The sequence below is a fragment of the Mesorhizobium waimense genome, from assembly GCF_003601975.1.
In the GTDB taxonomy this organism is placed as follows: Bacteria; Pseudomonadota; Alphaproteobacteria; order Rhizobiales; family Rhizobiaceae; genus Mesorhizobium; species Mesorhizobium waimense.
In genome coordinates, this window is the sequence record NZ_QZWZ01000044.1 from 19,817 (window position 1) to 40,653 (window position 20,837).

General features: G+C 63.3%; 20 protein-coding genes and 1 pseudogene. 14 read left to right on the forward strand and 7 right to left on the reverse strand.

The genetic code is table 11. The features are described from left to right. Positions 1 to 50 precede the first annotated feature (50 nt). Together D3227_RS32415 and D3227_RS32420 are read right to left on the reverse strand one after the other, a co-directional pair. On the reverse strand, positions 51 to 815 hold the full coding sequence (locus D3227_RS32415; RefSeq protein ID WP_120018258.1) for a slipin family protein: 765 nt from the start codon (positions 813 to 815) through the stop codon (positions 51 to 53). Further along, positions 812 to 2,179 carry an NfeD family protein gene (locus tag D3227_RS32420; RefSeq protein ID WP_120018259.1) on the reverse strand — a complete coding sequence of 456 codons (1,368 nt, stop codon included), beginning with the start codon at positions 2,177 to 2,179 and terminating at the stop codon, positions 812 to 814. Before D3227_RS32420 ends, D3227_RS32415 begins: the two co-directional genes overlap by 4 nt. Before the next feature lie 210 nt (positions 2,180 to 2,389). On the opposite strand from D3227_RS32420, the gene D3227_RS32425 reads away from it, so the two are divergent. After that, entirely contained in the window at positions 2,390 to 2,875 is a 486-nt protein-coding gene (locus tag D3227_RS32425; protein ID WP_245451980.1) for a hypothetical protein, read from the forward strand. A 30-nt stretch (positions 2,876 to 2,905) separates the two neighbouring features. Here D3227_RS32425 and D3227_RS32430 read toward each other — a convergent pair whose 3' ends face one another. Genes D3227_RS32430 through D3227_RS32440 form a run of 3 tightly spaced genes read right to left on the reverse strand, consistent with a single transcriptional unit; the run spans position 2,906 to position 4,989 of the window. Then, positions 2,906 to 3,316, reverse strand: coding sequence for a TadE/TadG family type IV pilus assembly protein (locus tag D3227_RS32430; protein ID WP_120018260.1), 411 nt, complete (start codon positions 3,314 to 3,316; stop codon positions 2,906 to 2,908). After that, entirely contained in the window at positions 3,306 to 3,746 is a 441-nt protein-coding gene (locus D3227_RS32435; RefSeq protein WP_120018261.1) for a TadE/TadG family type IV pilus assembly protein, read from the reverse strand. Before D3227_RS32435 ends, D3227_RS32430 begins: the two co-directional genes overlap by 11 nt. Positions 3,747 to 3,750: 4 nt before the next feature. Next, positions 3,751 to 4,989 (reverse strand): pilus assembly protein TadG-related protein, encoded by a 1,239-nt coding sequence (locus tag D3227_RS32440; protein WP_167480951.1) that lies wholly within the window; start codon positions 4,987 to 4,989, stop codon positions 3,751 to 3,753. A gap of 473 nt (positions 4,990 to 5,462) precedes the next feature. Between D3227_RS32440 and D3227_RS32445 the strand changes: the two genes are divergently transcribed. The 7 genes from D3227_RS32445 to D3227_RS32475 all read left to right on the forward strand — a co-directional run bounded on the left by D3227_RS32445 (position 5,463) and on the right by D3227_RS32475 (position 12,493). Then, positions 5,463 to 5,738 carry a hypothetical protein gene (locus D3227_RS32445; RefSeq protein ID WP_120018262.1) on the forward strand — a complete coding sequence of 92 codons (276 nt, stop codon included), beginning with the start codon at positions 5,463 to 5,465 and terminating at the stop codon, positions 5,736 to 5,738. An 868-nt stretch (positions 5,739 to 6,606) separates the two neighbouring features. Further along, positions 6,607 to 7,209 (forward strand): CDP-alcohol phosphatidyltransferase family protein, encoded by a 603-nt coding sequence (locus tag D3227_RS32450; protein ID WP_120018263.1) that lies wholly within the window; start codon positions 6,607 to 6,609, stop codon positions 7,207 to 7,209. Next, positions 7,209 to 9,017, forward strand: a complete 1,809-nt coding sequence (locus tag D3227_RS32455) for a bifunctional alpha/beta hydrolase/class I SAM-dependent methyltransferase (protein ID WP_120018264.1) — start codon at positions 7,209 to 7,211, stop codon at positions 9,015 to 9,017. The genes D3227_RS32450 and D3227_RS32455 overlap by 1 nt, the downstream gene beginning before the upstream one ends. Positions 9,018 to 9,019: 2 nt before the next feature. Beyond that, positions 9,020 to 10,360 carry a phosphatase PAP2/dual specificity phosphatase family protein gene (locus D3227_RS32460; RefSeq protein ID WP_120018265.1) on the forward strand — a complete coding sequence of 447 codons (1,341 nt, stop codon included), beginning with the start codon at positions 9,020 to 9,022 and terminating at the stop codon, positions 10,358 to 10,360. Next, entirely contained in the window at positions 10,357 to 10,791 is a 435-nt protein-coding gene (locus tag D3227_RS32465) for a hypothetical protein (protein ID WP_120018266.1), read from the forward strand. Before D3227_RS32460 ends, D3227_RS32465 begins: the two co-directional genes overlap by 4 nt. Before the next feature lie 8 nt (positions 10,792 to 10,799). Continuing rightward, a complete protein-coding gene (locus D3227_RS32470; protein ID WP_120018283.1) occupies positions 10,800 to 11,468 on the forward strand; it encodes a lysophospholipid acyltransferase family protein in 669 nt (222 codons plus the stop codon). A gap of 77 nt (positions 11,469 to 11,545) precedes the next feature. Continuing rightward, positions 11,546 to 12,493 (forward strand): phosphatidate cytidylyltransferase, encoded by a 948-nt coding sequence (locus D3227_RS32475; RefSeq protein WP_167480952.1) that lies wholly within the window; start codon positions 11,546 to 11,548, stop codon positions 12,491 to 12,493. A 9-nt stretch (positions 12,494 to 12,502) separates the two neighbouring features. On the opposite strand, the gene D3227_RS32480 is transcribed toward D3227_RS32475, so the two are convergent. Continuing rightward, on the reverse strand, positions 12,503 to 13,432 hold the full coding sequence (locus D3227_RS32480) for a hypothetical protein (RefSeq protein ID WP_120018267.1): 930 nt from the start codon (positions 13,430 to 13,432) through the stop codon (positions 12,503 to 12,505). A gap of 267 nt (positions 13,433 to 13,699) precedes the next feature. Here D3227_RS32480 and D3227_RS32485 point away from each other — a divergent pair, with 267 nt between their 5' ends. Beyond that, the gene (locus D3227_RS32485) at positions 13,700 to 13,933 is read left to right on the forward strand and encodes a hypothetical protein (RefSeq protein WP_120018268.1); all 234 of its coding nucleotides are present in this window, start codon (positions 13,700 to 13,702) and stop codon (positions 13,931 to 13,933) included. Positions 13,934 to 14,016: 83 nt separating this feature from the next. Here the strand turns inward: D3227_RS32485 and D3227_RS32490 are convergent, their stop codons facing one another. Next, positions 14,017 to 15,924: an AI-2E family transporter gene (locus D3227_RS32490; RefSeq protein WP_245451981.1), complete on the reverse strand. Its 1,908-nt coding sequence runs from the start codon at positions 15,922 to 15,924 to the stop codon at positions 14,017 to 14,019. 690 nt (positions 15,925 to 16,614) lie between these two features. Here D3227_RS32490 and D3227_RS32500 point away from each other — a divergent pair. From D3227_RS32500 to D3227_RS32520, 5 genes and pseudogenes are all read left to right on the forward strand, one after another. Then, the gene (locus D3227_RS32500; protein ID WP_120018271.1) at positions 16,615 to 17,685 is read left to right on the forward strand and encodes a sensor histidine kinase; all 1,071 of its coding nucleotides are present in this window, start codon (positions 16,615 to 16,617) and stop codon (positions 17,683 to 17,685) included. Positions 17,686 to 18,548: 863 nt separating this feature from the next. Then, on the forward strand, positions 18,549 to 19,010 hold the full coding sequence (locus tag D3227_RS32510) for a BA14K family protein (RefSeq protein ID WP_120018272.1): 462 nt from the start codon (positions 18,549 to 18,551) through the stop codon (positions 19,008 to 19,010). 288 nt (positions 19,011 to 19,298) lie between these two features. After that, positions 19,299 to 19,568: pseudogene (locus tag D3227_RS43150) on the forward strand (PAS domain-containing protein); the annotation flags it as partial. A gap of 69 nt (positions 19,569 to 19,637) precedes the next feature. Continuing rightward, a complete protein-coding gene (locus D3227_RS43155) occupies positions 19,638 to 20,237 on the forward strand; it encodes a sensor histidine kinase (protein WP_245451983.1) in 600 nt (199 codons plus the stop codon). Continuing rightward, entirely contained in the window at positions 20,230 to 20,595 is a 366-nt protein-coding gene (locus tag D3227_RS32520; RefSeq protein ID WP_120018274.1) for a response regulator, read from the forward strand. The genes D3227_RS43155 and D3227_RS32520 overlap by 8 nt, the downstream gene beginning before the upstream one ends. Positions 20,596 to 20,837 lie beyond the last annotated feature (242 nt).

A 20,837-nucleotide genomic window follows, 5' to 3' on the forward strand; every position in this document is an offset into this window, starting at 1 on the left:
CCCCCCTTGCGGGCGAGATCGGCTGCCGTCTTGGCTTTCCCCAATCTTCACTACTTCGCCTCACCCTGCTGCTTCAGGAACTGGCTGAGCAAATCCACTGGCAGCGGGAATACCACCGTGGACGAGCGCTCGCCGGCGATGTCGTGCAGGGCTTCGAAATAGCGCAGTTGCATGGCTTGCGGCTCGGCTGCCAGCATCCGGCCGGCCTCGACCAGCTTTGCCGCCGCCTGCTGCTCGCCATCGGCATTGATCACCTTGGCGCGGCGCAGCCGCTCGGCCTCGGCCTGCTTGGCGATGGCGCGGACCATGCTTTCGTTCAGGTCGACATGCTTGATCTCGACATTGGAGACCTTGATGCCCCAGGCATCGGTGCGCTGGTCGAGGATCTCCTGGATGTCGTTGTTGAGCTTGTCGCGCTCGGCCAGCATCTCGTCGAGCTCGTGTTTGCCGAGTACCGAGCGCAGCGTGGTCTGCGCCAGCTGGTTGGTGGCGGCCATGAAGTCCTCGACCTGGATGATCGCCCGCTCGGCATCGACGATGCGGAAATAGAGCACGGCGTTGACCTTCACCGAGACGTTGTCGCGCGAGATCACGTCCTGCGGCGGCACGTCCTGGACCACGACGCGCAGGTCGACCCGCACCATCTGCTGGATGAAGGGGACGAGGATGATGAGGCCGGGCCCTTTGACCCCGGTGAAGCGGCCAAGCGTGAAGATCACGCCACGCTCATATTCCCTGAGAATGCGGATGGCCGCGGACAGGAACATGACCACGACCAGAGCGAGTACCAGATAGGCCACGTAACCAACCATCATTGTCTTGCTCCATTCTGTCCGGCATCGCGGCGCCGCACCGTCAGCACGAGGTCGCTGACATCGGTCACCTCGACGCTGTCGCCCGGTGCGACGGGTTCATTGGCCCTCGCCCGCCAGCGCTCTCCTAAAGCCAGCACATGGCCCTCGCCGCCCTGCCAGTCGAGGATCTTAGCGGGCTGGCCGCGCATGGCCTCGCCGCCGACACGCGGCAGGCTCCGGCGCGCCGCCCACAGATAGCTGCCGGTGAGCAGCGCCAGGCCAAGCGTCAGGGCGGTGGCGGCGCCGATGACCGCCCATGACATCTCGAAGCCGGGACCCTCGACCTTGAGCAGCATGGCGGCGCCAAGCAGAAAGGCGCTCACGCCGCCCAGCCCAAGCACCACGGTGGGGTTGAAGGCCTCGACGGCAAGGAAGGCGATGCCGAGCAGCATCAGGGCAAGGCCGGCATAGTTGATCGGCAGGAGATTGAGCGCATAGAGCCCGAGCACGAGGCAGATCGTGCCGACCACACCGGGCGCCACAGCGCCGGGGCTGGTGAACTCGAAGACGATGCCGTAGATGCCGACCAGCATCAGGATGACGGCGACGTTCGGATCGGTGATGACGGAGAGAAGCCTGATGAACCAGCCGGGCTCCAGCGTCTCGACCGGCAGCCCTTTCGTCGCCAGTGTCTTTTTGGCGCCGGCCGCCTCGACGGTGCGCCCATCCGCCAGTTGCAGCAGCTCGGTCATGTCGCGGGCGACGAAGTCGATGACATGCTCCTGCAATGCTCCGTTAGCCGACAGGCTGGCCGCTTCGCGCACGGCCTTTTCGCCCCAGTCGCCATTGCGTCCGCGAAGTTCAGCGAGCGAACGGATCAGGGCGACCGCGTCATTGGTCACCTTGGCCATCATCGCGTCGGCGGCCGGCGGCCCGGTGCTCTTGTCGTCCTTTTTCTTGTCGTCGCCCGGCAGCGACGGCAGCCCACCCATCTCGACCGGTGTCGCGGCACCCAGATTGGTTCCGGGCGCCATCGCCGCCACATGGGTGGCATAGAGGATGTAGGTGCCGGCACTCGCCGCATGGCCGCCGGCCGGCGCGACATAGCCGATGATGGGAACCGGCGAAGCCAGGATGTCGGCGATCATCTCGCGCATCGATGTGACCAGCCCGCCCGGCGTATCGAGCTGAAGGATAAGGACTTCGGCGTCCCGCCTGGCGGCGACATCAAGCGCTTCCTGGAGCTGCCTTGTGCTTGCCGGCCCGATGGCGCCGTCGATCGCGACGCTCAGCGCGACCTTCCCGCTCCCAGCCGATGAGAAGGGAGAAAAGACTGCGGCGGCAACAAAAGCCGCGGCAAGAAGGGCCACCCGCGCGAAGGTCACGCTCAAAGCTCCTTGGATTCAATATGGGTTGTATTTTGGCGAAGTCCATGAGGGGTGGTTGTGATGGGCGAAGGTGGCCGAGCGAGTGATCTCCCCCTTGCCGGGGAGATCGGCTGTCGCTTCGGCTTTCGCCAATCTCCTTTGCGAATAATGGCAGTTCTGTATGATCGCCATGTGGCCGCAGATGCCTGCACGTCCTGGGAGGGGATCATGCGAAGCGGATTGGCGATATTCATCGTGGCTGGCTCCGTCGCGGCCACTCTGCCGGCGTTTGCAGCACCTTGCGGCTGGACCGCGAAAATCGAGGAAGACGAGGGCGGCAGCGTGCTGACGGCGTCTGTCTGCGGCGGGCCGAAGGCCGATGCGCAACTGATGCTGACCTGTTTCGGCAAGCCGACGCTGAGCTATGATCTGGGTGCCGCCGGCGCGCAGCTGGAACCCGGCATCAGCGCTTCGTTCGTGTTCAAGGCCGGCGGCAAGGCCGTGACCAAGACGCTCGAACTCGAGGCGATGTACAATTACTTCACGGTGCAGATGGACAGCGCCGACCCGCTGCTCGACCTGTTGCGCGCCAACGGCGAAATCACGGTCGCGTCGGACAAATATGGCGAGAACAGTTTTTCACTTGGCGGTTCGAGCGCCGCCATCGGCAAGGTGCTGGCTGAGTGCGGCAAGGCTTCTTCTGACGGAGACTGAAGCCGGCAAAAACTGGCCGCCTCGCGCCTCCTACGAGGCAACCAGCGGCACGGCCACGGTTGTCGTGTAGTTTATGGGGTACTGGTCGAAATAGGGAAAGTCGATGACGAAGGCATAGCTGGCGTTGACATGCGCCATCTTGAAGCCGCCGCTCGCCGGATCGGTGGTGATCGTGACGCTGACGTTCTTCAGGCCGAGCGCCTCAAGCTTCTGTTTCGCGATCGCCTGGATCTGGGACTCGGTCATCGTGTTGTTGAGCTGCAGGGAGCGCGCGGACGCCTCGAGCGCGTAGCGCACGCTGGACATGTTGTTCATCGACCAGCCGAAGGCGAAGATGCCGAACAGGAGCATGATCAGGAAAGGCGCGATCAGCGCGAACTCGAAAGCGGCGCCGCCCGAGGCATCGCCGGCAAACGCCCTGGCTCTCTGTTTAGCGGACACGGACCACCTGCTGATGGGAAATCGCGCTGTTGCCCGGGAAGACGCCGAAGGTGAAAGGCGGAACCCAGGTGCCCGACGCCTGGATCTGGACGAAGACCGAAGACACCTTCGGGCCCGCGCAGGTGGTCGTCGAAGTGACCACGGTCGTTCCGCACTTGTAGCTGCGGGTAACGGTGACCGCCGCATCGTCCGGTTTCTTTTCCCAGCTTGCCACCGCCGCGGCCTGGATGGCGTTGTCGTCGGTAGCGCCGGCCATCACCAGGTTCGCCGCCGTCTTCACGCCGGCCCGCATCGCCATCGAACTGGTGACGTAGGACCAGCCGTCGGCGATGCCGAAGAGCACGGTGCACAGCACCGGCAGCACGAGCGCGAATTCCACCGCGGCGGCGCCGGAGCGGTTCTTGCGGAAGCGGATCGCGAATAGCCCCATGCCGCTACTCGACGATCTGCACGGCTTGGGCAGCCGGAATATTCTTCATTCCAAGGCTCGAACAGTCCTGCTTGATGGTCGTACTGCCGGACCACTGGATCGTGTCCGCAACCACCTGGGTGCAGCCATTAATGCCCGAGAAATTGCCGAGATAGTTGACCTGCTGCCTGGGGAAATAGATGGCCCCGGTCAAAAGCGAGTCCGCGGTGCCGTTGAAGGTGCTATCCGCCGCGGTCCCCGTCCTGTCGCCGTAGAACAGCATGCCGGAATAGGTGCCCGAGGTCGGCGCGCTCAGCGTCACCGTGGCGTTGCCGTTCATGCTGACGGTATTGCTTCCGGACATGAAGATGGTCACGCCGGTTCCGGAGACGACCGCGTTGGCGTTGACCTTCAAACTGCCCTCCACGACATAGACACCCGGAGAAAGCGTGACGTCGCCGTTGAGGCTCATGCCGCTGCAATAGGTGCCAGGCTGGAGCGTTTGCGAGGTTTTGTTGCCGTTGACGTTCTTGCACGGGTTCGAGGCCGTGGGCGCCGGCAGGCTGGAGAAGGGATCGGCCGCAGGCAAGGCCTGGGTAATCGGGGCCTTGCAGACCATCGTGGGTGTGTTGCTAAGCGAAACGCCGCCAACCGATATCAGGCAGTCAGTCTGGAGGGTCGCCGAGCCCTGAAGCTTGATTGCATCGCTGGCGATCGAATTCGACATGGTGACGCAGCCGGTCTGCTTGGGGCTGGTGTTGCCGGAAAAGAGCACCGCCTGCGAGGCCGACGCATTGAGCGCTATGTTGCAGGCATAGGCGCCATCGGTGATGAGCGCCACCGCCCTCGCCTTTTCGGGAACCTGCCCCTGAACGAAGATCGAGGTGAAGATCCGGTCAAGGTTCTGGTTGAGGATCACCTCGACCGCCTTGTTGGCCGTGTTCGGCCCCGAGGTGGGCGGCGTGTTGACGACGATGGTGCCGGTGCCTAGTCCGTTCGAGGTGGCCGACTGGGTGGCGGCCGTCGTGATCGCCGCGGTGTCGGATCCCGCGACCTTCTCGAGCGCACCGGCATAGGCGGCGGCGTCCGCCGTCGCCTGCAGCTTCAGGCGCGAATAGTACCAGTAGGACGTCTCCACGCCGAGACCTGCCCCGCCGACGACGACGGGCAAAGTCAGCGCGAAAACGACGGCGACGTTGCCGCCCGCCTCGGCGCCGCGACGCAGGCAGTGGAAGACAAAGTCCCAGAAAATATTCAGAAGCATCCGCATAGCGCATTTAAGCAACCATGAATACACTAACTATTTCCTAAGGATTTGCCTCGATTTTCGTTCATCACCACATCGTTAGGGGACGACCGCCAGCCGCCGAGTTGGTTTTGCCGCGCTTTGGCCGGCTGCCTTAGCCCCCGAGCATCGTTGCAGTGACGCGAGAGGCTGTTATTTGCGCCTCCTCGCAGCATCGCGAGAAACTTTTTCCTGCCGTCTCGTTTATGCTGCGAAGGATCTCTGCCAGTCTGCTTCAGGTCTCCCTCACCCTGAGAGCGGCGCAATTCCAAAATATATTTCGCTTAACTCTACCTTTCAGGACTCTATCCTGTAATTTGCTTTCTATCGCCCGCACTGTGAAGCACATGCATTTGAAAAGTCTCCAAATGCTTGAAACTTTTTCTACGTAGAGCTCGTTTTTTCCAGCGATCGCAACCTGGACGATCTTTTTCAAACCGGAGGAATTTGCCATGAGCATCAAGATGCTTTGCATGGGCGCGATGGCGCTTTCGATGGTGAGCGGCGCGGCGCTGGCCGGCGCGCTCGACAACCCGGACAAGATGACCCCCTTCTTCACGGATAGCGGCATGAAGACCATGAAGCCGGAAGCCGATTTCAAGGCGGCCTGGATGGCCATGAGCGAGGAAGATCGCGCCGGCATGTCGAAGGAATGCAGCGACGAGGGAATCGCCAAGGAGCACAATGACTTCTGCGCCATGACCAAGAAGCTGGGCGGCGCCAACTGAGTCGTTGCTGCATCGGGACACTGTTCGGAAATGGCGGGCTCCGGCCCGCCATTGCTGTTTCCGGCACGCCTTCGCAGGGGCTTGGCGGCAGTGGCAACCCAAGTCCCCGGCGGCGAAGGGCGCCAAAACCGCCGCCACGAAAATACACCCAAAAAAAGTCAGGTTGAAAAGCCCGGCGCGGAGCGTTCCGGCCAGCGAAAAGTAAACCCGATTCAAGCGCCTAGAACAGGGCTGACGCAGCGTTCCCTGCAACCGCCGAAAAGCCCGGAAAACCGGCTTTTCCGAGGTCTTTCACCCAGCAATGGCGCGATCGCGCAGTACGCCCGGACGGCTGCCCGGACACCGAAAATCCCTCTTTCAGGCCATGGCGGACGGCGTTGACAGGCGGCACCGCCAATGGATATTCGCACAGTTACGGGTCACGCCATATCCGTGGCTGTTGGGGACGGACGGGGTTTCAACAGCATTGGCGGCGGCGCCGGACGGGCGGGCACTTGCGCAGTGTACCGCCCGCTCCTGGCCAGCCTTCTCCTCGCGGGAGACTCAAGCCTCGATCAAGCCTTTGGATTGGCGTCTGAAACGGGCGCACCTGCCGTCATCACGGACAGCTTTTCGCGCCGGCTAAGCGTCGGCTTGCTGTAGGCCTTTTTCATCGGCATCCCCTCTCCCAGAAACGATCGGCGAAAGTGACCCCGCGGCGGCGGCTTTGTCAAGCATGTGCTAAAATACAATTGGCCACGGCATTGACCCCATCCCCGTGCCATTCCGGCGTCGCAACGTAGGGAAGACAGCGCACCTCCGCCCCTTGCGTCTTGCCCGCCGATTGACCATCTTCGCCCTTATTGAGGCACGGGTTGGGGAATCGCAGATGCCGACGCTCTATGCGTTGAAACCAGCCTTCCAGGCGAGGTTGAGGCCGTTTGCCGATTGGTTGGCAAGAACCGGTGTCACCGCCAACCAGATCACGCTTCTCGCTGCAGTACTCTCGATCGCCACCGGCGCGGTTGTCGCCGCGTTTGCCGAGCATCGGGCGGTGTTCCTGCTGATGCCGGCGGTGCTGTTCGCGCGCATGGCGCTCAACGCCATCGACGGCATGCTCGCGCGGGAGCATGGGCAGGCTTCAAAACTCGGCATGTATCTCAACGAGCTCTGCGACGTTGTTTCGGACGTGGCGCTGATCCTCGCCTTCGCCGTCGCCTTCCCTGTCTGGGGCGTCGTAGCCTTTGCCATCGCTGCGATCATCGTCGAATTCGCCGGCGTGCTCGGCGTCGCCGCCGGCGCGGGGCGCAACTATGCCGGCCCGTTCGGCAAGAGCGACCGGGCGCTGGCGCTCGGCATTATCGGCTTGCTCATCGCCTGCGGGCTGTGGATGCAAGTCCTTACACCCATTGTGTTTCCGGCCATGGCTACAGTGTCGCTGGCGACCGCCATCAACCGGATACGCAGCGGCCTTAGTGGGAGCGGCGGCTGATGACCAGCCTCGAGGGGACCGCCATGCTTCACGAACAAAACATCAGCGCCGCGCCGGCGAGCCTCGATCGCGTGGCAGAGGAGCGGACCTTCAAGAGCCATGACGGCACCGAGATCTTCTACCGCTACTGGTCGGCGGTCGGGAAACCTGCCAAGGGCGCCATCCTGCTGTTCCACCGCGGCCACGAGCATGGCGGCCGCATGGCGCATTTGGTCGATGAACTCACCATGCCCGACCATGCCTTCTATGCCTGGGACGCGCGCGGCAATGGCCGCTCGGCCGGCGAACGCGGCTACGCGCCGTCCTTTGCCGCTCTGGTGCGCGACATCGACTGCTTCGTGCGCGAAATCGGCAGGGACGGGTTTGGCCAGCGCGACATCGCGCTGATCGCGCAATCCTTCGGCGCCGTGCTCACCGCCGCCTGGGTGCATGACTATGCGCCCGACATCCGCGCGATGGTGGTGGCCTCGCCGGCCTTTTCGGTCAAGCTCTACGTGCCCTTCGCCAAGGAAGGCATCGCGCTGTGGCAGAAGCTCAAAGGCCGCTTCTTCGTCAATTCCTACGTCAAGGCGAAGTTGCTGACACATGATGCCCAGCGCATCGCCTCCTTCGAAGCCGATCCGCTGATCACACGGCCGATCGCCTCCAACATTCTGGTCGAGCTTTACGCCCATGCCGCGCGCATCGTTTCCGATGCCCGCGCCATCACAGTGCCGACGCAGCTCCTGATCTCCGGCGCCGACTGGGTGGTACGGCACGGACCGCAGCACGGGTTCTTCGTCAACCTGGCGAGCCCGGCCAAGGAGCGGCATGTGCTGCCCGGCTTCTTCCACGACACGCTGGGCGAACGCGACCGCAAGCAGGCGCTCGACCTGATCCGGCCATTCCTGGAAAAACAATTCGCGGCGCCGGAGAAGGCGATAGACCTGACCGGCGCCGACCGCACCGGTTACACGCGCGACGAGGCCGACCGCCTGGCCTCCCCACTGGCTCTGCTGTCGCCAAAGGGTCTCTACTGGGCCATGAGCCGCGCCTCGATCCGCATGGGTGCCTGGCTGTCGCTCGGCATGAAGATGGGGATCGCCACTGGCTTCGATTCCGGCTCGACGCTCGATTATGTCTACGAGAACGAGGCGCGGGGCACCGGTTTCATCGGCCGCATGATCGACCGCACCTTCCTCGACGCCATCGGCTGGCGCGGCATCCGCCAGCGCAAGCTGCATCTGGAAGAATTGATCGGCAACGCTGTCGCGGCGCTGAAGGCGGCCGGCCGTCCCGTCAACATCGTCGACATCGCCGCCGGCCATGGCCGCTATGTGCTCGATGCCGTCGCCAAATGCGCCGAGCCGCCGGCCAGCGTGCGGCTGCAAGATTATTCCGACATCAATGTCGGGCAGGGCTCGAAGCTGATCGCCGACCGGAATTTGCCGATCAGCGTCTCTTTCCGCAAGGCCGACGCCTTCGACGCAAAGATGCTGGCCGCCCTGAAGCCGGCGCCGGATCTCGCCATCGTCTCCGGGCTCTACGAGCTGTTTGCCGACAATGCGATGATTTCCCGCTCGCTGAGCGGACTGGCCAGCGCCATGCAGCCCGGCGGCCTGCTGATCTACACCAACCAGCCCTGGCACCCGCAGCTGGAGATGATTGCGCGCAGCCTGACCTCGCATCGCGGCGGCCAGGCCTGGGTGATGCGGCGGCGCACGCAGGGCGAGATGGACCAGCTGGTGGCTGCTGCCGGCTTCGAGAAGATCGATCAGCGCATCGACCAGTGGGGCATCTTCACCGTCTCGGTCGCACGGCGCGTCTGAGCATGGCCGTGCCTGCCGCTGCCCCTGCCCCCATTGCGGCCGAGCGGCCGAAAGAACCCTTCAGCGCCATCTTGCTCAGGGCCGCGCTTTGGCTGGTACTGTTGGCGCCGCTGTTCTACTCGACCTACGGCTTCGCCAATTGGCTGGCGTCGCGGCGCGACGATGTCGGCAGCATCGTCTTTGCGTGGGAGCGCGACATCCCGTTCATGGCCTGGACGATCGTGCCCTATTGGTCGATCAATCTGTTTTACGGCATGTCGCTGCTGCTAAACGATACGAAGAGCGGCGTCGACCGCCTCGCCGGCCGCTATCTGACGGCGCAGGTCATCGCCATCACCTGCTTCATCCTGTTTCCGCTGAAGGCGACCTTCGTGCGGCCGGAAACCTCTGGGCTGCCCGGTTTCCTGTTTGCGGTGCTCGGCGGCTTCGACAAACCGTTCAACCAGGCGCCATCGCTGCACATCGCGCTGCTGGTGATCATCTGGAACCACTGGCGGCAGCGACTGAGTGGCATCACCGGTGTCGTCTGGCACATGTGGTGCTTCCTGATCGGCGCCTCGGTGCTGACGACATGGCAGCATCATTTCATCGACATCCCGACCGGGGCGCTGCTCGGCTTTTTTGCACTGTGGCTGTTCCCGCGCGAGGGCGAATTGCCTTTCGCCGGCTTCCAGCTGGCGACCGACCCGAAGGCCAGGCGGCTGGCACGGTTTTATGCGCTGGGCGCGGCTCTGGCGCTGGCAGGCGCTGCTCTCGGTGCCTTCGTCTCGGCTGTCGCGCTGATCCTTTTGTGGCCGGCGCTAGCACTGGCCATCGTCGCCTTCGCCTATGCCGGGGCCGGACCCAAAGTGTTCCAGAAAGCCACCGACGGCACTGTGCCGCTGGCCAGCCGCATCGTGCTCTGGCCCTACCGGCTTGCTGCCCGGATCAATCTGTGGGCGTGGACCCGAAAACTGCCGGCGCATGTGGCGATTACCGACGGCGTGTTCCTTGGCCGCTTTCCGACGGCTCGCGAGGCTAACGGCTTCGGCACAGTTGTCGACCTTGCCGCCGAACTGGAACGGCCGCGCGGCATTTCCTGCCGCTGGACCAGCCTTGCCATGCTCGACCTCGTGGCGCCCGCGCCGGGCCCGCTGGATAGAGCAGTGCCGGCGATCGAGGCGGCGCGCAAGCGCGGCACAGTGCTGGTCTGCTGCGCTCTCGGCTTCCAGCGCAGCGCCGGCGTCGTCGCCGGATGGCTGGTCGCCACCGGCCGCTCGCACACGGCAGCACAAGCACGGAAAGTGCTCGCGGCATCCGGCCGTCCGGTGCACATTCATGCCGGAGTGGACGAACCGGCATGAGCGGCAACGCCTTCCAAGACAGAGCCGGGGCCTTCGCCGCTGGGTTGATGGTGCAGGCGGCGTGGCCGCTGCTGCTGATCGCGGCCTGTGTGCTTGCCACGCCCGTCATCGGGTTGGCGACCGGACCGCAGGCGACGCCGCTGTCGGTGGCGGCCTGGTTCGTGGCTGCGATGGGCGCCCTGACAACCCTCGCCTTCTCCATGCTCATCCTGTTCGACGCGCTGCTGTTCCGGCTGATGGCCAGCCACGACAGCGAGGCAGAAGGCGGTGCCGCGGTCGACGACGTGCTGACGCGCATGCGGCTGAAGCCGGCGCCTGCCGCCACCCGCCCGCTGGACCAGCGTATGGCGGGCACGCGCCGCCTGCTTATGAAGCAGCGCATCGCCTTTGCCCTGTTTGCGGCGGCGTCGCTCGTGGCGGCATTCCTATGAGCCCTTCGATGACAAAGCTCCACCTCCGCGCCAACACTTTTACCCTGCTGCAGACGGTAACCTCGGTTGGCCTGTCGGCGCTGGCCTGGGTGGTGACCGGGGTGCGGCCGATCTGGAACGGCAGCCAGCCGTCGGAGCGGCAGCGCATCTACTTCGCCAACCATGCCAGCCATGGCGACTTCATCCTGCTTTCGGCCTGTCTCAGCGAAAAGGTGCGCGCACGCACCCATGCGGTTGCGGCGGCGGAATACTGGGGCAAGTCGCGGCTGCGCCGCTACATCGCCGAGGACATGCTGTCGTCGGTGCTGATCCACAGGCAGTGGACCGACGAGGCGCAGAACCCGATCTCGATCATGCTCTTGGTGCTCGACCAGGGCCATTCGTTGATTCTGTTTCCCGAAGGCACCCGCAACACGTCAGACGAGCCGCTGCTGCCCTTCCGCTCCGGCCTCTACAATCTGTCGATGGCGCGGCCCGAGGTCGAACTGATCCCGTGTTGGATCGAGAACATGTCGCGCGTGCTGCCCAAAGGCCAGTTCCTGCCGGTGCCGCTGCTCTGCCGCGTCGTCTTCGGCCCGGCGGTGACGATCGCGCCCGGCGAGGACCGGCGCGCCTTCCTCGAGCGCGCGCGCCAGACGCTGCTTGCGCTCAACCCCCGCCCGGATCGAGACGATTAGACCATGATCCCAAAAAGTGGCTTCCGGTTTTTGGACAAGATCATGGTCAAGCAAAAATCAAGGGCCGGAGGCCCGGTATGACACTGCCGCCGATACACGAAACCATGATTCTGGTGATCGGCCTGGTCGGCGTGCTGACCACGGCCAGCCTCGTCGCCGGCATATTGTCGTGGCGGGCGCCGAAGCCGCTGTCCTCGACGCTGGTCAACCTCACCCAGCGCATCAACGCCTGGTGGGTGATGGTGGTGGCGATCACCGTCGCCTTCTTCTTCGGCCGCACCGGCATGACCATCCTGTTCGCGCTGATCTCGTTTGCCGCACTGCGCGAATTCGTGACGCTGACGCACAGCCGGCGCAGCGACCACTGGGTGCTGCTCGGCATGTTCGGCATCATCATCCCGTTCCAGTATTGGCTGGTGTGGACCGCCTGGTACGGGCTCTTCACCATCTTCATCCCGGTCTACTGCTTCCTCCTGATGCCGGCGATCACCGCGCTCAACGGCGACACCGAGCGCTTCCTAGAGCGCGTCTCGGCGCAGCAATGGGCGGTTATGATCTCGGTCTACTGCGTCAGCCATGTGCCGGCGCTGCTGACGCTCAACGTGCCGGGCTTCGAAGGCCGCAACCTCTTGCTCATCGCCTTCCTGATCATCACCGTGCAAGGCAGCGACGTGCTGCAATACATTTTCGGCAAGCTGTTCGGAAAACACCTTCTGTCGCCGACGGTCTCGCCGTCGAAGACTTGGGAAGGACTGGTCGGCGGGCTCGCCGCATCGAGCCTGCTCGGCGCGCTGCTGTCGTTCCTGACGCCGTTCTCGCCCTTGCAGGCAGCCGCCGTCGCCCTCGTGGCCTGCCTGATGGGTTTCCTCGGGGGACTTGTCGCCTCGGCCATCAAGCGCGACCAGGGCGTGAAGGACTGGGGCCATCTGATCGAGGGCCATGGCGGCATGATGGACCGCGCCGACAGCCTTGTCTTCGCCGCCCCGGTGTTTTTTCACACGGTGCGCTATTTCTGGTCGGTGTGAAGGGCCGCCCTAGCCCGCATGGCTCAGCCAATCGCGGTCGAACACGTCGAGGATGGCGCGGAATTCCGCCGGCGGAATCTGGTCGGCGCCGCCGTCGCCAAAAAGGAATTCGGTGAGCAGGCGCTCGACCGTCTCCGGGTGCTCGATGGCCATGCCGAGCGAGGCCAGATCCTCTGTTATCGACTGTTCCGGCAACAGATATCCGCCTCGTGCCTCGGCGCCGGGCAGCGGATCGCGCAGGCGGAAGACGAGGATTCTGGTGATCGAGGGCTGCGGCTCCGGGCCGATGATGGTGGTGCCGCACATGTAGCCGCCAAGCACGCTTCCCGGCTGCGACTGCGGGAATAGGCAGAGGAAGAACTGGGCATCGCCGCCGGCTTCCCTCAGATACATGTAAAGGCCGCGCTTTGCCGGCATGACCGGACCGCCAAGCGCGAGCTGGCCCGTTGGCAGGGCCTCGCGATAAATGGCGCTGAGGCCATGCGCGCCAGGCCCGGCCTCTATCGACAGGTCGCCCCTGATCAGCTGGCCGCGATAATAGGGCGACAGCGCGCGCGAGTAGCAGGCATAGATGCCGGCGAGCGCGATACCGAGGCCGCGATCGTCATGCGAGGACGATGCTTCGAGCTGGGCGCTGGCGCGGCGCTCCAGTTCGTTCCTGTCGATGCCATGGCGGGCCGATATCGCCGCCGTGAAGCTCGACAGATCGCATTCGGCGATCCAGGCGCCGGGCTGCTCGAGCCGCAGCACCTTCGCCCAATCGTCATAGACGCTGAGCTGGCGCGGCTGCGCGCGGCCTTGCAGCCATTTGTCGGCACGACCGAGGTCGAACGACGTCTCCGGATTGACGCGTCGGAACGCCGCCGCCAGGTCCTTGCGGGTGACAGTGCCCAGCACGGCTGACGTCAGCCGCAGTTTCTGCGCGATGTATTGTGCCATCCGGCTGCTGCTCCCCAGGGCATGTCCCATTTCCCGGTCCGCGTATGATCTTGCCCAAACCCGGTTCCCACTTTTTGAGATCATGCCCCTGCCCCGGGCCATGCCATGCGCCGGCATTTCGCCGGCGCAGCGTTCCCCGCCCCATCTTATATTTCCATTGTCTAATAATCCAGCAATTCCAAAGAATTCCATGGCATTCCGCGTGCCTGCCCTTCCGGGCCCGGCAGTCGGCGGTAACGTCACGCCGGGAAAGACAGGGGAGTCGTCATGAAACTCGTTCTAACCATGCTATCCACGCTGCTCGTCGCGCTTGCACTGTCGCAAGCGGCGGAGGCCAAGAAGCAGACCCCAGTTACTGGGGACAACGCCGCCAAGGTCGAGAAGACCCGGCCGCCGCTCGACAACACACCGACGGGCGGGATCACGCCTGCCGACGCAAAGGCGGCGCCGGCTACGGACGGATCGCAGTATCCGCCGGCGCTGTACCTCAATTTCCAATAGGTCGTTTTTTGCTGGCCGTGACGCCCGGATCCAATGGCCCTCGCGCGACGACGGCCAGGCCTGCAGCCCCGTCGCGCGCGGCCTCAGCCGGCAACAGCGAGCGCCGCCTTCTTCCGGGCGGGCGGGCGTCGCCGCAGGCGACGCTTGGCGGCGAGCTTGAGCTTGACCGGCAGCGCCTCGGTCAGCGCGCCCAGCCCGGCGTCGACCATGCCATAGGCGACGAAATCGGCGTTGAGATCGCCGGCCAGTGCTTCGGCGGATTGCCTGTCGTTGTTGCCGGCCTCCGACCAGAACACGATGCCGACCCGCAGCGCCGGCCTGGCGCGCTTCAGCCGGCGCACCAGGAAACGGGCGTGCTTGACGGAATCGCGATTGAGGAAGCCGACCACGACGCTGTCGACGGCGTCGAGTTCGAGGCGGCGAATGCCGGCGGGCTCCATATCGGCAAAGCTTGCCTTCGACACCGTCGCACCCTGGACTTCCAACACCTGCGCCAACATGGCGGCGGCGGCATCGTCGAGTTCGCCGCGCCCGCCGGCACACAGCACCGACATGCCGGTGCCATCGGGCAGTTCGGCCTCGGCCTCGCCGGCGGCGTCCTTGCCCCCGTTCGTAGCGGCCTCGTCGGCCGCGGTCAGCTCATCCTCCTCGGCCGCTTCCTCCTGCGCGCTGTCGTCGAGATTGGCGACAAGCGTCAGCGCGCTGGCCGCCACCTGCTGCCGCTGCTGCTCGTCCATGACTCCCCGTACACGATCCTGCTCGCCAAGCAGCAAGGCGGGAATGGCGACCTTGTCGTAGAAGTCGACCAGATACTTCTCTTCCAGCATTTCCTCGGCATGGTCGGTGGCCTCGTCGGGATCGCCAGCCAGCAGCCGCTGGTAAAGCCGGGCATGCGGCTCGAGCACCGGCTCGTTGCCGAACAAGACGTCGAGGAATTCGAACTGCGGCACGTGCCGGCCGAGCACGACCAGGCAGACGGTGAGCGGCGTCGACAGGACCAGTCCGAGCGGCCCCCAGAGCCAGGTCCAGAAAATCGCGGCGACGATGATGGCGAGCGGCGACAGCCCGGTGCGCGAGCCATAGAGCCAGGGTTCGATCACATTGCCGGTGAGCATCTCCATGACCACGAACAGCCCGGCGGTCCATAGCAGCAGCGACCAGCCGGGCGCCACCGCCAGCGCCAGGAACAGCGGCAGCAGCGCGCCGATGACCGGGCCGATATAGGGAACGAAGCGCAGCGCCAGCGCCAGCAGGCCCCACAACAGCGCATTGGGAATGCCGAGGATCCAGAGGCCGATGGCAATAGGCACGGCGTAGACGATGTTCACCACCAGCTGCATGAGCAGATACTGGCCAACCCTGGTGCCGGCATCTTGCAGCGCCTGCGTGGTGCGGTGAAGGTCGCCGTAGCCGACGAGGCGGATGAAGCGGTCGCGCAGATCCTCCCGCTCCAGCAGCATGAAGATGACGACGATGATGATCAGGCCGGCCGAAGCCAGCGGGCTGATCAGCGGGCCGACCAGGTTCTGCAGCACTTCGAGCGGCCTTTCGCGGGCGACGATCTCGACCGGCAGGGGTTCGCGTTTCGGTGCCTCGGCAGCGGATGGCAGCTGCGGCTCCTGGCGCTCGATCTCCTGGCCGATGCGCTCGACCACGCGGCTCAATCTGGAAACGATCCCTCCCCCGACGCCTGTTTCCTTAAGGGATCTGACCTTGGTCAGGATGTTAGTCTGGTAAACTGGGATGTTCTGCGCCAGTTCGCTGACCTGCGATGCGACAATGAAGGATAACAAGGCGAGTGCCGCGAATGCGCTGAGCACACTGACGATGACAGCAGGGGTGCGAGGAATGCCTATTCGTTTGAGGGCGGAAACCACCGGGGCAAGCGCAAAGGTCAGCAGCAGCGCGATGGCGATCGGCAGGAAAACCTCGCGGCCGAAATACAGGGCGGCGATCGCCGCCACGACAGTCGCGACGGTGGGCAATGACATGCGCGGGGCCGTGGCAGCGGAAAGAATGCTCCCCAGCCCGGGGCCCGACGGGTCTCGACGACTGGTCGTCACTTGATGCCTCCACCCTGCCAAGGTCATGATCGGGTATATTTAGTCGGCGCGCAATGTTTGCGTTCCACAGCATAGTGTTGCCCCACAAGGGTTCTCCCGCCACCCGGGGCGGGTCGCAGGCGAACCCTATCGACACAGGGCGGGACGTTACTGCATAGATACCGGTGCTGCTAAAATTTTAAAACCATGATTTTAGGACACATCTTCATAGATCAACCTAAGAAAATCCCAATCGTCATGAAAATTATACACATCCCGAAAACTGGCGCCAATAACCAGCGAGCTTGACCGACGCTCTCATCCATCTTTTCCTCCTGAAAACTTGCTTCTGGGAACGAGAACAGACCGCCAAAGTTCCGGGCGATACGACACTGCAGACCTTTTCGCGCAGCACTCAGACTTAGGTCCGATAGCGGGATCAGACCGAAACCCGGCAAGGGAACATGTCGGGGACGTTCGCCGATCGGTCTCTGCAATGACGTGAACCGCTGCTCGCCCCCAGGGAAGGAAAGGCTGGCTGGCACTGTCGGCCCGATTCAATTCGCGACACGAAGCCGGCAACGGTGTAATGATAGCCCTAGGAGGAGGCGAAAACGCCTCCAGATCGGCTTCTGGCCCTTGTTCCATCCTATTGCGAACATCGAAGACGCGCAGACGTTGGCGCAGGCCATCGTCAATACGATAGTCGAACCTTTCCTCGTGCTCGACGAACAGTTTCGTGTGCTGGCGGCCAGCCGCTCCTTCTATGAGACCTTCAAGGTCGACCCGGAGCAGACGCACGGCTCGCTGCTCTATGCGCTGGGCGATGGCCAGTGGGACATTCCGGCACTGCGCCTGCTTTTGGAGACGATCATCCTCGAGAAGACCGCCATGGACGGCTTCGAGGTCGAGCATGATTTCCCCAATATCGGCCAGCGCACGATGCTGCTCAACGCGCGAAAGGTGCTCTACGACCACAGTTCGGCCACTACCATCCTGCTCGCCTTCAACGACATCACGGCCCGCCGTTCGATCGAGAAGGAAAAGGAAGAGCTTCTCAGCCGCACCGAAGACCTGCTGCGACAGAAGGACGTGTTGCTGCGCGAGATGGAGCACAGGGTTGCCAACAGCCTGCAGATCATCGCCAGCATCCTGTTGCTGAAGGCCCGCTCGGTCACCTCGGAGGAAACCCGCCAGCACCTTAAGGAAGCCCATCAACGGGTGCTGTCGGTGGCCGAAGTGCAGCGTCATCTCCACACCTCGGCCGGCCTCGAGGAGATCGAAGTCGTGTCCTATCTGTCGAAGCTGTGCAGCAGCCTGGCTTCGTCGATGGTCGGTGAAGACCAGCCGATCAAGGTCAACGTCACGGCGCAAGCCGGCAGGATAGACTCGCAGAAGGCGGTGAGCCTCGGCCTGATCGTCACCGAGCTTGTCCTCAACGCGATCAAATATGCCTTCCCGTTGGAGAAGGCCAAGGCGCTGATCCAGGTAACCTACGAGACCGACGGCAGCGACTGGAAGCTGACAGTTTCGGACAATGGCGCCGGCAAGGCGGCCGGCGAACCGCCGAGCGTGGGCCTCGGAACAGCCATCGTGGAGGCGCTGGTCAAACAGCTGGAAGCCAAGATCGAGGTCATCAGCGACACCGACGGCACCAGCGTATCGGTGACCAGGGCGACATTCATCTCGCGCATCCCGCGGGCGGCGTAGCCTTCCGCGACATTCGGGCCTGCTCAGCTACCTTCCGCTGTCGCTTGTCCTTACGGTTCTACTGGCTGGCCTCATCCTTGGCTGAGCGGCCGGGTCCCCGCGACAAGCCTGTCGAGCTAGCATCAAAGCCTGTATGAAGCATCCTCAGGAAGACCTTCGCAATGGATCTTTCTTGGCCAGTCGTCCCTTCAAGGAACGGAAGCCGATGTCGTCCGTTTATCTTCGAGCGATTCTTGGGAAAGCTCTTGGGCAGAAGCATTTACGGTGATAGTCGCACCGGTATTTTGGGCTTGCGTCTGAAACGCTTGGATTTTTTGTAATCTGAAAGGAGATAAATTATGGCTGACGGCCCAACTGTTATCAATTCAGGCGGAGGCGGAGGTGGCACCACAGCTATCGCCGTCATCGTGGCAATCGTCGCAATAGTCGTATTGCTGTTTGCTACGGGTATCGTCCACATGCCTGGGGGCGGCGGGGGTGACGTCAACGTGAAGGTTGATGCGCCTGCGGCCCAAGCGCCTGCCGCACCCGCTCCGGCTGCACCCGCGCCGGCTGCAAGCGCTCCGGCTGAACCCGCGCCTGCCGCACCGGCTCCCGCGCCTGCCGAACCCGCACCGGCGCCTGCCGAACCCGCACCGGCCCCGGCTGCACCCGCCAGCGGCGGCTGATACACTCGCCGCTCTAGTACCGCTTCAGCGATGAAGCGCAGCCCATCGGTGTCAAAGCCGGTGGGCTTCTTTTTGGCCTCGAACTTTCGAAAGGCGATCTGATTTGCTGGCGCGGCCCTTCCAGCGGGCGGAACCATAGTGCGGTTAAATCGTTTTAAATCCATAGGGACGTCAACCACCCTTCAAGGAGGAAAAATGAACAAGATCGTATCGGGTTTGCTGGCGGCCACATTGTCAGTATCGTTCGCGGCCGCCGCTGCCGGGCCTTCCGGCGCTGCCGGAATATTCCAGCCGCAAGCGCCTTCCGCCTCGTCTGATGTGCAGGCGATCGACCACAAGCCGTGGAGGAAGCACCGGAGCGTCAACCGCAATCGCAATTTTTCGCAAAATGATGGCGCCTACTGGAATGGCCATCGCGGCTATCGTGACTACCATCGCGGCTATCGCCGTCATGGCGACTACTGGTTCCCGCTGGCGGCCTTCGCCACCGGCGCGCTGATCACCAGCGCGATCATCAACAACAACCAGAACCGTGTCTATCGCGGCGGCGATGCCCATGTGGAGTGGTGCTACGATCGGTACCGGAGCTATCGCGCTTCGGACAACACGTTCCAGCCCAACTACGGCCCTCGTCGGCAGTGCAATTCGCCCTACTGACAAGTACGAGCCCGCGCTGGCGACGGCGCGGGCTTTTCAATCCATGTGGACCCCCGCCTTCGCGCGGGGTTCTTGGTGACTGCGCCTTGATTTCATTCCACCAGTCTCTCGGCCTGTAGCGCGGATGCCTTGGGCAAGCTACGTTGTCGAATGGCTTGCACAACGGCGGGATCAATGGTCACGATGCCTGACAAGTCCGAACAGCAGAAGGACGCCGAAGCCGAAGTCGAGGGCTTTCAGCACGACCTTGGCCCGTTCGTTGTTGCCGCCGAGACAACGCGAATGGCCATGGTTTTCACCGATGCAAAGGAACCCGGCAATCCGATCATTTTTGCGAATGACGCCTTCCTCGCCCTGACCGGATACGCCAGGGAAGAGGTCCTGGGTCAGCCCTTCAATTTCCTGATGGCGGACGGCGCCGACGCCGGGGCGCTGAAACGTATCAAGGCGGAGTTCGAAGCCAATTCGGAGGCGAGCACGGAAATCCTTTACAGGCGCAAGGATGGCAGCGAATTCTGGGCGGCCCTTTTCGTCAATCCTGTCCGCGACAGGAGCGGCGCCGTCGTCCAGTATTTTACCTCCTTCGTCGATCTCACCAGGCACAAGGAGGAGCAGGCGCAATCCAAAATGCTCATCGACGAATTGAACCATCGCGTGAAGAACATGCTTGCAACGGTGCAGTCGATCGTCTGGCAGGCATCGCGAGCGAATTCCGATCCAAAGGTGATCCGCGAGGCCGTCGAGTCCAGGCTGTTTGCGCTTTCCCGGTCGCACAACCTGCTGACGCGCGAAAACTGGCACAGCGCCAGGTTGCTCGATGTCCTCCGCGATGCACTGGAACCGTTCGGCGTCACCGACGGTCGGGCAGAGCGCTTGGTGATTACCGGTGAGAACATCCGCCTCTCGACAAGGGCAGCCCTGGCACTTGGCATCGCGTTCCACGAACTTGCGACCAACGCCGTGAAGTATGGTGCGTTTTCCAATGACAAGGGTTCGATCCGGATCGATTGGACGATCGAACCAACATCGGAGGGCCGCCGACTGGTCCTGTCATGGCAAGAGAAGGACGGGCCGAACGTTACGCCGCCGTTGCGAAAGGGGTTCGGTTCGCGCGTGATCGAGCGCGGCCTGACCCACGAACTCGAAGGCACTGTGCAACTCGACTATCGCCCGGACGGGTTGATCTGCACGATGAACATTCCGGTACCGGGAACTCGTGATGGATAAGCTGCTTTCTGGCCGTCGCTTCCTCGTTGTCGAGGATGAAATTCTGGTCCTGATGATGATTGAGGACATGCTGGGCGATCTTGGATGCGAATCCGTGACCTCAGCCGCAACGATCGAAAAGGCGATCGCCCTGATCGAAGGGCAGGTTTTCGATGCCGCCATGCTGGACATGAATCTGGATGGCGACGACAGCAATACCGTGGCCGACGCGCTTGCCGAGCGCGGTGTGCCCTTCATCTATTCGACTGGCAACAGCGGTCGCGACATGCGCGAAGGCTTCAGCAGCCGTGTCGTCCTTCGCAAACCGTTCAGCTTTGACGAGCTCAGCAGCAAACTCGAGCGCCTTCTTTCTCCTTGAGAAGCTCCGGGGAATGACCAGCGCGGCTTCAGACGGTGCTGATTGGCCCGCATCCTCTCAGAATCGGGTAGCTCCGCCCTGGAAACCGACTGTCGGCACTCTGCCGAACTAAAAATCAACGTGGTGGAACAAAAACGTCGCACAGTCGTTGCGTCTAATGACAATAGTTTTTCCGTGGCATCTCGAGGTAAAGGGAGGCCGTTGTGAACAGTATTATTTGGATGGTCGGAGCCGTAGTTATC